17 protein-coding genes and 1 tRNA gene are annotated in these 11870 nt (G+C 64.1%); 10 read left to right on the top strand and 8 right to left on the bottom strand.

All coding sequences use genetic code 11. The features are described from left to right. Positions 1 to 193: 193 nt before the first annotated feature. From IVB46_RS01005 to IVB46_RS01030, 6 genes are read left to right on the top strand one after another with little or no spacing between them, the layout of a single operon-like run. Positions 194 to 688, top strand: coding sequence for a hypothetical protein (locus IVB46_RS01005; protein WP_166342216.1), 495 nt, complete (start codon positions 194 to 196; stop codon positions 686 to 688). Continuing rightward, positions 675 to 887, top strand: coding sequence for a hypothetical protein (locus IVB46_RS01010; RefSeq protein ID WP_247314840.1), 213 nt, complete (start codon positions 675 to 677; stop codon positions 885 to 887). The genes IVB46_RS01005 and IVB46_RS01010 overlap by 14 nt, the downstream gene beginning before the upstream one ends. Continuing rightward, entirely contained in the window at positions 884 to 1039 is a 156-nt protein-coding gene (locus tag IVB46_RS01015) for a hypothetical protein (RefSeq protein ID WP_247314841.1), read from the top strand. The genes IVB46_RS01010 and IVB46_RS01015 overlap by 4 nt, the downstream gene beginning before the upstream one ends. After that, positions 1036 to 1254: a hypothetical protein gene (locus IVB46_RS01020; RefSeq protein ID WP_247314842.1), complete on the top strand. Its 219-nt coding sequence runs from the start codon at positions 1036 to 1038 to the stop codon at positions 1252 to 1254. The genes IVB46_RS01015 and IVB46_RS01020 overlap by 4 nt, the downstream gene beginning before the upstream one ends. Further along, complete coding sequence (locus IVB46_RS01025; RefSeq protein ID WP_247314843.1) at positions 1247 to 1666, top strand: hypothetical protein; 420 nt, start codon at positions 1247 to 1249, stop codon at positions 1664 to 1666. The genes IVB46_RS01020 and IVB46_RS01025 overlap by 8 nt, the downstream gene beginning before the upstream one ends. Then, entirely contained in the window at positions 1663 to 1890 is a 228-nt protein-coding gene (locus IVB46_RS01030) for a hypothetical protein (RefSeq protein ID WP_247314844.1), read from the top strand. The genes IVB46_RS01025 and IVB46_RS01030 overlap by 4 nt, the downstream gene beginning before the upstream one ends. Here IVB46_RS01030 and IVB46_RS01035 read toward each other — a convergent pair. The 3 genes from IVB46_RS01035 to IVB46_RS01045 all read right to left on the bottom strand — a co-directional run bounded on the left by IVB46_RS01035 (position 1880) and on the right by IVB46_RS01045 (position 3921). Continuing rightward, positions 1880 to 3235, bottom strand: a complete 1356-nt coding sequence (locus tag IVB46_RS01035) for a DUF6538 domain-containing protein (protein ID WP_166342220.1) — start codon at positions 3233 to 3235, stop codon at positions 1880 to 1882. The genes IVB46_RS01030 and IVB46_RS01035 overlap by 11 nt on opposite strands. A 139-nt stretch (positions 3236 to 3374) precedes the next feature. Further along, positions 3375 to 3459, bottom strand: a tRNA-Leu gene (locus IVB46_RS01040). 219 nt (positions 3460 to 3678) lie between these two features. Then, positions 3679 to 3921, bottom strand: coding sequence for a FliM/FliN family flagellar motor switch protein (locus tag IVB46_RS01045; RefSeq protein ID WP_015685538.1), 243 nt, complete (start codon positions 3919 to 3921; stop codon positions 3679 to 3681). 82 nt (positions 3922 to 4003) lie between these two features. Between IVB46_RS01045 and lipB the strand changes: the two genes are divergently transcribed. Both lipB and IVB46_RS01055 read left to right on the top strand, forming a co-directional pair. Continuing rightward, positions 4004 to 4741 carry a lipoyl(octanoyl) transferase LipB gene (gene lipB / locus IVB46_RS01050; protein WP_247341662.1) on the top strand — a complete coding sequence of 246 codons (738 nt, stop codon included), beginning with the start codon at positions 4004 to 4006 and terminating at the stop codon, positions 4739 to 4741. A 200-nt stretch (positions 4742 to 4941) separates the two neighbouring features. Beyond that, positions 4942 to 5655: a DNA helicase gene (locus IVB46_RS01055; RefSeq protein WP_247301855.1), complete on the top strand. Its 714-nt coding sequence runs from the start codon at positions 4942 to 4944 to the stop codon at positions 5653 to 5655. A 45-nt stretch (positions 5656 to 5700) separates the two neighbouring features. On the opposite strand, the gene IVB46_RS01060 is transcribed toward IVB46_RS01055, so the two are convergent. Further along, positions 5701 to 6123 (bottom strand): 4-oxalocrotonate tautomerase family protein, encoded by a 423-nt coding sequence (locus tag IVB46_RS01060; protein ID WP_247301852.1) that lies wholly within the window; start codon positions 6121 to 6123, stop codon positions 5701 to 5703. A gap of 113 nt (positions 6124 to 6236) precedes the next feature. Between IVB46_RS01060 and IVB46_RS01065 the strand changes: the two genes are divergently transcribed. Beyond that, on the top strand, positions 6237 to 7091 hold the full coding sequence (locus IVB46_RS01065) for a LysR family transcriptional regulator (RefSeq protein ID WP_247301848.1): 855 nt from the start codon (positions 6237 to 6239) through the stop codon (positions 7089 to 7091). A gap of 2 nt (positions 7092 to 7093) precedes the next feature. On the opposite strand, the gene IVB46_RS01070 is transcribed toward IVB46_RS01065, so the two are convergent. Genes IVB46_RS01070 through IVB46_RS01085 form a run of 4 tightly spaced genes read right to left on the bottom strand, consistent with a single transcriptional unit; the run spans position 7094 to position 10189 of the window. Beyond that, positions 7094 to 7507: a hypothetical protein gene (locus IVB46_RS01070; RefSeq protein ID WP_247341664.1), complete on the bottom strand. Its 414-nt coding sequence runs from the start codon at positions 7505 to 7507 to the stop codon at positions 7094 to 7096. A gap of 9 nt (positions 7508 to 7516) precedes the next feature. Continuing rightward, complete coding sequence (locus IVB46_RS01075; protein WP_247341667.1) at positions 7517 to 8953, bottom strand: TIGR01777 family oxidoreductase; 1437 nt, start codon at positions 8951 to 8953, stop codon at positions 7517 to 7519. Then, entirely contained in the window at positions 8950 to 9615 is a 666-nt protein-coding gene (locus IVB46_RS01080; RefSeq protein ID WP_247301839.1) for a DUF4166 domain-containing protein, read from the bottom strand. Before IVB46_RS01080 ends, IVB46_RS01075 begins: the two co-directional genes overlap by 4 nt. 16 nt (positions 9616 to 9631) lie before the next feature. Beyond that, positions 9632 to 10189: a MarR family transcriptional regulator gene (locus IVB46_RS01085; protein WP_071912979.1), complete on the bottom strand. Its 558-nt coding sequence runs from the start codon at positions 10187 to 10189 to the stop codon at positions 9632 to 9634. Positions 10190 to 10340: 151 nt separating this feature from the next. Here IVB46_RS01085 and IVB46_RS01090 point away from each other — a divergent pair, with 151 nt between their 5' ends. After that, positions 10341 to 11861, top strand: a complete 1521-nt coding sequence (locus IVB46_RS01090) for a PAS domain-containing sensor histidine kinase (RefSeq protein ID WP_247301837.1) — start codon at positions 10341 to 10343, stop codon at positions 11859 to 11861. Positions 11862 to 11870 lie beyond the last annotated feature (9 nt).

The raw sequence follows: 11870 nt of genomic DNA on the forward strand, positions 1-11870 counted from the left end.
CCGAAGACGAGAGCGGAAGCGCAGGCCGTAGGTGGGTCTGCTCGTGTTGCTGCGGCCGAACCAAGTCCGTTAGCGAGCGGGACCTGCGAGAGGGCCGCGTCACGTCTTGCGGATGCAAGGATGCAATGTTGCGCACGAAGCCTGTGCCGGTTCGCGGAGGCGCATCGCGCGCGCTACCGTGGGGAGCTACCGCATGAGCACTCGCACTCGCGACCGCGCCAACCGGCGCACGGTGACGATGCCGGACCGCGTCGGTCCTCACGTGAAGCTCGTCTTCGCAGAGATGGCGCGGCTCCGCGTCACCTATGACGAGACCGAGGAAGGTTCTGGCGTCCGCCGCGCTTCGATCAAGGCGTGGCGGCGCAAGAACAAGCCGGGGCTCGAGTCTCTCGAAGCAGTGCTCGGCTTCCTGGGGTGGGACTTCGTCGCGGTGCCCCGCGCGAAGGTTCTGCCCGAGGAAGTCCGCGCCGAGCTTCAGCCCATCGCCGACAAGCTCGGCCTGACCATGCCGCAGACGGTGACGGCTCTGATCGAGATCGTCACCGGCATCCACGAACGCTTCCCCTTCTTGCGCGACCCGACTGCGGTGCGGCCGGTGCGCTTCAAGGGCAAGCGAAAAGAACGGCCGACGATACACCCCGACCAACATTCACTCTTGCAAGAGGCACCGACCAATGTCGCTCACTGACATCAACGACATCACCACCCAGCGCATGATCGAGGCGTGCAGATCGCGCAATGCGACGCCGGACGTCGACTCCGTCGCGCTCGCTCTGCTCGATGCTCGCTTCCGCGCGTTCGAGATCAACATGCGGATCGACGCCGTGATCGCTGGCGTGCGCGACGTCACGCGCAACGTCACCCTCCCGGTCTTGGATGTTGCGTGATGGACCGCCGCGCAAACGAAGCGCTGAAGGAACAACTTCGCCGGGACGCGGTCGATCCGGCGAAGGCAGAAGAGCGCCGCGTTGCTCTTGCTGCGAAGCAGGCCAAGCGCATGCGCGGCGTCGTCGTCGAGATCAAGAGGAAGCGATCATGAGTTGGACTCGGGCCGCCCGCGTGCGCCACATCCGCGACACGCTCGAATGTGGAATGCACCGCGCCGTCGAGATCGAGCGCGGCACGTTCCTGCTTGACTACCTCGACCGTGCGAAGTCGCTCGGCTCGAACGATGGTCTGACCGATGTGCTCCGCGAAGTCGTGCTCGACCAATATGCAATCCGTGGAATCGACCTGGGGAAGATCAATGGGTAAGAAATACGATGCGCTGCTCGTTGAGCACGTCAAGTTGCAAGAGCGGTTCAAGGTCATCGACGAAGTGAACTCGATCCTTCAGGCGGACACGACGCCCGGCGAATACTTGGCGAAGATCGCGCTGGCGCATCTTTGGAAACTGCTCGGTGCCGAGCATCAGACCGGCGCGTCTCAGGCGCTTCGCGATCTGATCGCGGAGCGCGACGCTTTGAAGCGCGCGGTCGATCTCGCCGTCGCAATGCTCGCGCCTCATGAGCCCGGCCATAGCTGCGCGGTGTCGGACGAGTTTGTTGCGCTCGCGGCGGTCTCGACCGGCGATACGTCGCCCCAGGTGATGGAGGTCATTGACCGTCCGCGCGATCCCGCATCGTTCAACGCGGTGCCGATCAACCTCGAAGTGGTTGTGTCATGAGAAAGCCCGCCAACGACAACGCCATCGGCAAGATTTCGGCCGATGGCGAGATCACAATCGAACTGCTCGAACGCTGCCTCGACCGGCTTGCTATCGCGATGGAGCGAGCGCCGCAAGGCGGAGAAGTCTATCTTCCGCTCTTCGAGAGCTTCGAGGCTGACATTGAGAGATTGAAAGCGCAAGAGAGCACGATGACACGCGCTCTGCGCCGTGTCAGACGATAGCCGGATCGAACGGATAGACGATCTTCATCAACTCTTCCTGATACAGCTTCAGCGATCCGCCCGACCCATACTTTTCGCGGTCAATGCTGTGCCCCATCAAAATCTTCCGCAGTTCGTCGTCGATCCTGCCTTCCTTCAGGCGATCCTCGAACGTGTGCCGGAAACCGTAGAGCGTTTCCTTGCCGGTCGGCTGTAGCTTGTTCTCCTTGAGGAAGCTGTTCACGGTCGCCGACAGCGTGTTGCCGTTTTCCCGGTAGCGCTCGAAGCCGTCAGGGTGGAGCTTCATCGCTTCGAGCGCGACGCCGACTAATGGGATGCGGCGGACCGACGAGACGGTCTTCACTTCATGCGGCTCGTCAGGATCGAACGATGGCTCGACAAGGATGTGCGGCACCTTGTCGTGGAGCTTGATGCGATCCTTCCGCAGGTAGCGTAGCTCGATTGGGCGAGCGCCGGTCTCGATGCAGACCAAGACGATATGGCGCGCGTCGTCGTTCAGGCCCGCGAGCGCGCCGGGCTTTAGGATCACGTCGCGCACCCACTCAATCGGGAACGGCAGACGGCTCTTCTTGAACTTCTGATTGAAGGTCAGACCCTCGAATGGATTGGGCCTACCCTCGACGCCGATATGGGCGAAGTAGCGCTTGTAGAGAATGCTCATGTCGCCCATGCGGCGCTTGCCGAGCGAGGCCGACTTCTTCGCCGCCTTCGCGTCCTTCGGCGCGATCATCCCCTTGAAGTGGTCGTGCATCTTCTTGGCGTGGTCGCGCGTGATGTCCTCCATCGCGAGGTCTTCGCCGACGACCTTGGTGAAGACTTCGACGGCGTATTTCTTGACCTTCTTCCACGACTTCTTCTGCTCTTCGCTCTTGCCCACGATCTCGACGGCCGCGACCTCATTGCAGTAAATCTCGAAGGCTTCGCTGACCTTGACCCGTGGCCGGTCCACGCCGCCCAGGACGGCCGTCTCGACGGCCACTGGCGTCCGCAGATCAGAGACCGCAGCGACGCGCCTGATGCGTTCTTCGAGTGAAAGCTGCGCAAGCTCAAAGTTCGGGCGGTAGGCGAACCCTAGAGCCTCCGCACGGGCTCTAGCGACCTTGTAGGCGGCCATCGCCGCGTCGGTCTTGCCGTCCGTGAGCATCGACGCCCATAGGACGTTGTCGGCCTCTTCGAGGATGTCCCGCTGCGCCCTGGCCTTCGCGAGGTCGTCCGTCTTCAGGGATTGGCGGATCACCGGCGCACGGTCTTCGAGATGCACGACGACCTTCGGGACTCGCCGCCAGTAATAGTAGACGCCGTCCCGCAAGAGCAGAAAGCGATCCTGATTTTCCTGCCTTACCAAGGTGCGCTCCCCGCCCGTGTATCACAGAACATATCCCGATCTGTATCACAGAAAACACGGAAACGGAAAGAGCCGGAAACGCGCCGCGAGGATTTCGCTGCGATTTCAATCGGATAGCAATTTAGGAGGGAGATGTCCTTGGTGCGCTCGGAGGGACTCGAACCCCCACGATTTTACTCACTGCCACCTCAAGGCAGCGCGTCTACCAATTCCGCCACGAGCGCTTTGGGGATGCCGGCTTAGGGCTTGAGGCCTGCCGGATCAACGGCGCCGATCTAACAAATCCATCAGAGGGGTACAAGCCTGCAAAGGCCCAGAATTCCACAAGCTTGGCAGGAAAAATCCGGACCCCTGCCCGGATCGGCCCTATCGAGTGCCCCGGCCCTGCCGGCTACCCCGGGGCCGCTCCCGCGTGCCCAGGCCGTTACCGCGTGCCCGGGCCGCTACCGCGTGCCCGTCGTGCGTGGCAGCATCTGCTTGACCTCGACCGCGATCCGATTGCGGTCGACCAGCACGACGCCGGAGGCGACCGGCAGATTGTTGGCGAGAACCTTGACCTCGTCGGCCTCGGTTGCGTCCAGTTCGATGATGGCGCCGCGGGAAAGACGTAATACTTGATGGATCGGCATGGTGGTCGTCCCGAGGACGACCATGAGATCCACGGTGACTTTATCGAGAGTGGGCACTGTCAGGACCGCCGCAACTTGGGACCTAAGCCAAAGGACTTGGCATTTGCTCCCCAGATGATCACCACGTTATGGTTAGCCAATGGTTAATTCGCCTCAAAACCCCCGCCAAGACCTCGATTTGACGTCGTTTTCCGCCTCCACCGGCGAGCCTGTGGAGTGGCGAATCTCGGACGCGCCGGTGCCCTATCCGGAGGCCGTGGCCGCCATGGAGGCGCGAGTCGCTCAGATCGCCGCCGGCGAGGCGCCCGAGCTGGTCTGGCTGCTCGATCACCCCCCGCTCTACACCTCCGGCACCTCGGGCAAGGAAACCGACCTGCTCGATCCCCGCTTCCCGACCTTTGCCACCGGGCGCGGCGGGCAGCTGACCTATCACGGGCCCGGCCAGCGGGTGGCCTATGTCATGCTCGACCTCAAACGGCGCCGGCCGGACGTCCGGGCTTATGTCGCGAGCCTGGAGGAATTGATCCTGCGGACGCTCGCCGCCTTCAACGTCCGCGGCGAGCGGCGCGAGGACCGGGTCGGCGTCTGGGTGAAGCGGCCCGACAAGGGGCCTGAGCACGAGGACAAGATCGCGGCGATCGGCGTGCGGCTGAAGCGCTGGGTCTCGTTCCACGGCATCGCCATCAATGTCGAGCCGGAGCTGTCCCATTTCGCCGGCATCGTGCCTTGCGGCGTCGTCGACCCCCGCTACGGCGTCACCTCGCTGGTCGATCTCGGCCAGCTCGTGACCATGGCCGATGTCGACGTCGCGCTGCGCCAGGCGTTCGAGGAGCTGTTCGGGCCGACCCGCGCGCTGGTGGCGGAAGCGGCCGTCTAGCACTTTTTCTGTTTGAGCCCCACCGCGCCTGTTCTCGGCCGGTCGCGGAATCGGTTACGCTTGCTTCCGGTGCCGCCCACGCCTCCCCCCTCCGCCGGGAAAGCAGACATCATGCCGGGCGAATGATCATCGGACCGACTGTTCGAGCGCCAGGCATAAGGAGGGATTGCGCTTTCTGCTCGCAATGGGAGGTTTTGACGATGAGACTCTCTGCGCCGATCTATCATCTGAAGCGCAAGGCGAAGCGCCTGTCCCGCGAGGCTGGCATTCCGCTCCACGACGCGCTTGACCGCATCGCTGCGACGGAAGGGTTTTCCGCCTGGAGCATGCTCGCGGCAAAGGCCGCCGCACTGACGCCCGCCAATCGCCTGTTTCCGCAATTCCGGCCGGGTGATCTGGTGCTGGTGGGCGCGCGCCCCGGCCAGGGCAAGACCCTGATGAGCCTCGAACTCGCGGTGGAGGCCATGAAGTCGGGCCATCGCGCTACGTTCTTCTCGCTCGAATACACCGAGAAAGACGTCTTCGACCGCTTGCGGGCGATTGGCGTGGACCCCGCGCAATTCGCTGACATGTTCGAGATCGACTGCTCCGACGCCATCAGCGCCGACTACGTCGTCAAGCAGATGGCCGCGGCGCCTCGCGGCACGATCGTGGTGATCGACTATCTGCAACTGCTCGACCAGAGGCGGGAAAATCCTGATCTCGCTGTTCAGGTGCGCGCACTGAAATCCTTCGCGCGCGACGCGGGGCTGATCGTCGTCTTCATCTCGCAGATCGACCGATCCTATGATCCGTCGATGAAGCCGTGCCCAGACCTCGACGATATCAGGCTGCCGAATCCGCTGGACCTCAAGCTGTTCGACAAGACGTGCTTCATCAACAACGCCGAAGTCCAGTTCCGCGCGGCGAGCTGATGGCGTCAGGCCGCGGGTGAGTTTCTTCACCCGCGGCCAGCGACCTCACGCCGCCTGCAACGCAACTTCGAGCTTGCCGGCAATGTAGCGCCGCTCCTGGGTGAGGCCACCAAAACCGTAGGCATCGCCCTTGACCTCGTCGACATGGAGATACGTCTCGGGATGCAGCGGGCCCAAAATCTCGGCCATGCGCTTGAACATTGCGGCGAGATAGGTCGCCTTCTCGTCCTTGGTGTTGGTGCCTTCGCTGACATGGATGTCGATCCAGTAGCTCGCAAGCTTCTGTTCGGCGAGCGACTTGCCGCCGGCGAACCAGTCGCCTGCGTCGACCGATTTCACGATGATGGCGGTCACCTTGGGATCCTTGTGCAGAATCTTTGCGGTGAGCTCGGACACGGCGCTTGCGATGTCGGCCTTCAGCGACGGCGACTGGCGGGAGGTGGTGTAGGACACGGTGATCAGGGGCATGGTGGTTCTCCTCAAGATGCTGCGCGGAGTTTGCGCGGCGTTGATGAGAAGGTAGACCTTGCTCTGTCATTTTGGTATCTTATCTCTGTTGATACCAGTGATAACAATTTATAATGACAGCAACGCTCGACATCGCCACCATCAAGGCCTTCCTGCTGGTCGCCGACCTCCAGAGTTTTACGCGCGCCGCCGAAGCACTCGGCACGACGCAGGCCGCCGTCAGCCTGAAGCTTCAGCGGCTGGAGACATTGCTGGGTAAACGGCTCGTCGAGCGCTCGCCGCGCGCGGTCCGGCTCACGGCCGACGGCGCCGCGTTCCTCGATCGCGCCCGCGCGCTGATGGAGGCGCATGACCGCGCGCTGTCGGGCGAAACATCGACTGCGCAGTCACTCTCGCTGGGCATCTCCGATCACGCCGCGGGCCCCGAGCTGGTGCCGCTGCTCGAACGCCTGCACGCGATGTCCTCAAGCCTCACCCTCGCCGTCACCATCGGCTTCTCGCGCGAGATGCAGGACGCTTACGACGCAGGTCAGCTCGATGCCGTGATCGTCCGCCAGGAAGGCAGCCGCCGCGGCGGCGAGAAGCTGACGGAGGACGAGTTCGGCTGGTTCGCCGCGCGACGCTTCACCTTGCCGAAGGGTGAGCCGCTGCCGCTCGCAACCCTCGCCCCGCCCTGCGGCGTCCGCGCCGTCGCCATCCGCGCGCTGGACAAGGCCGGCCTCGCCTGGCGCGAACGCTTTGTCGGCGGCGGCGTCACCGCGGTGGTCGCGGCCGCGCTTGCTGGCCTCGCGATTGCGCCGCTCGCGCGCCGGATCGCGCCTCCCGGGCTGATCGACATCGGGCCAGCGCAGAAGCTACCGAAACTCGGCAGCTCGAAGGTGATGCTGCATTCGAAGGTCAGCGATCCCGCCAAGCTCGCGGCGCTGCGTGCGGTGGCGGCGACGTTCAAGAGCGTGGCAACGGCCTAGCGTCACCATTGCGCGTCCCGCCCCGCGTGCCTGCCCGCGGCGCTCCAGTAGACGAGCCCCGCAAGGCATCCGGCCACAGCGAACGCGACGCTGAACGGGGGAACGATCCCGAAAATCAGCGCACGAACCAGCAAACCAATCGCGACACCCGCAGCAGTGTAAAACAGTACAGAGCGGATACGCAGCCATTCGCCGAACCAGATCAGAAGACCGGCTGGAAGGCCCGTGAGAAGACACGTCACCATCAGGCTCGTCGGAACGAACAAGACTGCAAAGAGACAGAGCCCAGCGATTTGGTTAAAACTAATCGGAGGCCCTTTTGCTTGCATGAGAATCGTGAGGTCCAGGACAGCTGTTGCCGCCAAGCACCCACGAAACCAGCCGTCCAGCGCGCGCGCACGTCTCTCCCGGGACATGACATCACCTCACAGGATCGCCTCGAACGCGCTGCGCAACGTTTCGTGCCTGAACACAAAGCCGCGGCTCAGCGCCTTGTTCGGCAGCACGCGCTGACCGCCGAGCAGGAGTTCGTCGGCAAAGCCGCCGCCGATCCGGCGCAACAGGCCGCCGGGGATACGAAACACCGCGGGCCGGTGCAGGCGGCGGCCGAGCTCCTCGGTGAATTTTGCGTTGGTGACGGGGATCGGCGCGGTGGCGTTGACGGGCCCAGTGAGATCGGGCGTCGCCATCACATAGGCAATCAGCCGGATCAGATCGTCGCGCTCGATCCAGGACATCCACTGCCGCCCGGTGCCGAGCGGACCGCCGAGGCCGAACTCGAACGGCGTCAGCATGCGCGTGATGAAGCCGCCTTCGGTGCCCAGCACGAGGCCGATGCGCAGACAGACCACGCGGACGCCGAGCTCCTCGGCCGGCCGGGCCGCCTTCTCCCAGGCAGCGCACAGCTCGTGGCTGAAGCACGCATGCGACTTCGCCGATTCCGTCAGCACCTGGTCGGCCCACAGGCCGTACCAGCCGATCGCGGAGCCACTGACGAGCACCTCCGGCTTGCGCTCGAGTCGCGCGATCAGTTTTACGACCTCGCCGGTCATGTCGATGCGGGAGCCAAGAATCTTCGCGCGCTTCGCCTCGGTCCAGAGGCCGTTGCCGATCGGCTCGCCAGCGAGATTGACGATGGCGTCGATTGGCGTGTCCGATGCGAGCTGATCGAGGCTGGTGATCAGCGTGACCGGCGGCGGCAGCATCTCGGCCTTCGCGGGGTTGCGGATCAGCGCGATGACGTCGTGCCCTGCCCCGCTGAGGCTCGCGGCAAGGCGGCTGCCGATGAAGCCGGTGGCGCCAGTGATCAGCACGGTCTTGCGGCCGCGGAGCTTCTCGACGAGCCCGTGCGCGGGCACGCTTCGCATGCGGCCGAGCCGGCGCATCGCGGCAAAGTCCCTGACGCCGCAGAGCGCTGCACCGACTGCGCAGGCAGTGGCGGCGATGCTGAGCAGGCCCTGATACACGACACTCACGCCGAACGGCTGCGTCGCCCATTCGATCAGCACCGGCAGCAGCAGCACCAGGATGGCGCCATAGTTGATCGCGAGCAGCGTGTGGTTAATCCGCTCGCTCGGCGGCAGTTTGCGGCTCAGATCCTCCTCGACGAAATCCATCAGCGTAATGACGATCTCGGCGACCAGGACTGCCACGATCAGGATCGCCAGCACGCCGTAAACCTCCAACCAGCCGAGCAGCAGGAACAGCAGCGCATAGAGCATGTTGCGGATGCCGTGCAGCTTCAGCTCGAAACGCTGCGACGGGCGCCACGCCAGGCGCTCGGTGAATTCGTGGTGATAGAAGGTGTCGAACACGCCCATCACGATCTGGATGGCGATGAGGGTCCACAACAGCGGCGTCATGATACGGCCTCCCTGAAGACGGCGGACTGGTGGATCAGCGCGCCGTAACGCGGGTGAGTGACATCGAGGGTGAAACGAAAGGCGCCCTCGCCGAGATCGCTATGCGTCACCGTGAGATCGCCGGGCGTGAGCCATTGCGGCAGCGGGATCCACAAGCGTCCGAGCTGGAGTCCGTAACCGGCACTACGGAAGGTCAGCGCCTGTCCCTCGACCGCGATGCGGAGCGCCATCGAGACGCCGAAGCCGACATATTCCTCGAGCCCGGTCGGGCCGGCAAAACGCTTGGCGGAATGGATCACTTGCGGAAAGCCGCGCTTGCGCGCGCAGATGCGGGTCCAGGTCTGGCCGCCGGTCGCGCCGTCCTCGGTGACGGTGACGATCATGGTGACGCCGGTGTCGCGGCCGGTTGGCAGCGGTCCTCCGATCAGGCGGGCGGCTTGCGCGAACCACCAGCCGATCTCGCTGAAGCTGACCTCGTCGACCACGCCGACATAGACGACGCTGTCGCCGTCAGCGACGCGTTTCGAAAAGCGCCGCCAGGCCGCGAGCGGCAGGCGGCCCCAGTCCTCATCCGACAGCAACGCGCGGAAGCGGCGGTCGTCGAGTAGTTTGACGTGAGCTGAGGGAGATGCGCTGGAGCCTGATAATCGAGCCGACGTCATCGCACCCTCCTCAACGCTATTTGGCCTTGCCCAGCGGCAGCAGGTTGGCGATCTTCTCGCCTAGCCGCATCAAGGCGACCAGCCGCGGTCGCGGCACCTTCAGCATCTGCATGAACCAGTGGTCGGCGAGCTCGGTGAAGGCGAGCATCTCCTTCAGCCGTTTGGCTGCGACCGGATTGATGGTCGGATCGTCCGCGGCATCTGACACGCAGGCCCGGAGCGCCGTGATCGCCGGATCGAGCTCCCGCTCCTTGCGCCGTGCCGCAATTCTCGCGGCGACCTCCCAGATGTCCGTCTCGGCCTCGTAATGGTCGCGGCGGTCACCGAGGATTGGCACCCGCCGGATCAGGTTCCAGGCGAGCAGCTCCTTCAGCGAGTTGGAGACGTTGGAGCGCGCCATGCCGAGCGTGTCGGCGATGTCCTCGGCCGTCATCGGCGCCTCGGCGAGATAAAGCAGCCCGTGGATCTGGCTGACCGAGCGGTTGACGCCCCACCCGTCCCCCATGTCGCCCCAATGCAGGATGAAGCGCTCGACGGCGGTGGGCAGTTTCTTCTTTCCGGTTATTTCTGTCATAACAGAAATATCTGACGAGCGCGACTGATTGTCAAGAGCGCTCGGCGGCTTGCGTCCTGTATACCGTCCGTCGTATTTGCCTAAAAACGGCCCAGAGAACGGGAACCAAACGCCCTTCGGGGCGTTTGCCCCGGTTCCAGGCGGGTTGAGAATGACGACAAAGTCCAGTCAACAGAGAGACTTGTTCGAAAGCGAGCGCAGTTTTCGGCTGTTGGTGGAAGGAGTCGCGGACTACGCGCTCTACATGCTCGATCCCACCGGGATCATCACGAGCTGGAACATCGGCGGCGAGCGGATCAAGGGCTATTCGCCCGAAGAGATCGTCGGCCAGCATTTCTCGCGCTTCTACACCGAGACCGACCGCGCCAACGGCAAGCCCGCGCGTGCCCTCGGCATCGCGCGGGACCATGGCCGCTACGAGGAGGAAGGCTGGCGCGTTCGTAAGGATGGCACATTCTTCTGGGCGAGCGTCATCATCGATCCGATCTACGAGCACGGCAGCCTGGTCGGCTTCGCCAAGATCACCCGCGACATCACCGAGCGGCGCAATTCGCAGCTCAAGCTCGAAGCGATGCAGAGGCAGCTTGCCGAGTCGCAGAAGTTCGATGCGCTCGGGCAGCTCACCGGCGGCGTCGCGCACGATTTCAACAATCTCCTGATGATCATCAGCGGCAGCCTTCACATCCTCAAGAAGCGCGATGAGGACGACGCCAAGATTCAGCGCGCGATGTCCGCGATCGAGACCGCAACCAAGCGCGGCGCCGCACTGACCGCCCAGCTCCTGACCTTCGCGCGGCGGCAGAGCGTCAATCCCCAGGCGATCCGCTTCGGCGACCGCATCGAGGCGATCCGCGAAGTGCTTCACGCCGGCGTCGGGAGCGCCGTTCGTCTCGCCTTCGAGATCGACCGCGAGGTCTGGTCGGTCAAGGCTGATGTTGCCGAGCTCGAGACAGGGCTGCTCAACCTCGTCATCAACGCTCGCGATGCCATGCCCGACGGCGGTACGGTGACGGTCGGCGCACGCAACGTCGTCCTGAACGATCCGCTCCACAGCGGCGAGTACGTCGCCATCACCGTCGCCGATACCGGGCTTGGCATCCCCTCCGACGTGGTCGACAAGATCTTCGAACCGTTCTTCACGACCAAACCCGTCGGAAAAGGCACCGGCCTCGGCCTGTCGCAGGTGCACGGCTTCGCTCATCAGGCGGGCGGCACGGTCAAGGTCGCAAGCGAGCTCGGCAAGGGCACGACCTTCACCATCCTGCTGCCGCGCGAAACCGCGACCGCACCAATCGATATCCCTGAAGCAGTGCCGGTTCCCGGTAGCGGCACCGTGCTGCTGGTCGAGGACAATCCCGACGTCGCGCTCGTCAGCATCGGATTGCTGGAGCAGCTCGGCTATCGCGTGCACCGGGTTGCCGACGCCGAGTCCGCCTTGCGCGAGCTCGAGAAGAACGGCGTCGACTTCGTGTTCACCGACATCGTGATGCCCGGCAAGATGGACGGGCTCGGTCTCGCCCATCATCTGCGCCAGATCCACCCTGGCCTGCCGATCCTGCTCGCCACCGGCTACAGCGAAGCCGCCGCCGATGTCCGCGGCGACTTCCCGATCCTGCGCAAGCCCTACGAGATTCACGAGCTGAGCGAGGCGATCTCGAAGCTGCCGCGGTAATTTTTCACC

Origin of the sequence: Bradyrhizobium sp. 61, assembly GCF_023073075.1 — a bacterium.
Lineage (GTDB): Bacteria > Pseudomonadota > Alphaproteobacteria > Rhizobiales > Xanthobacteraceae > Bradyrhizobium > Bradyrhizobium barranii.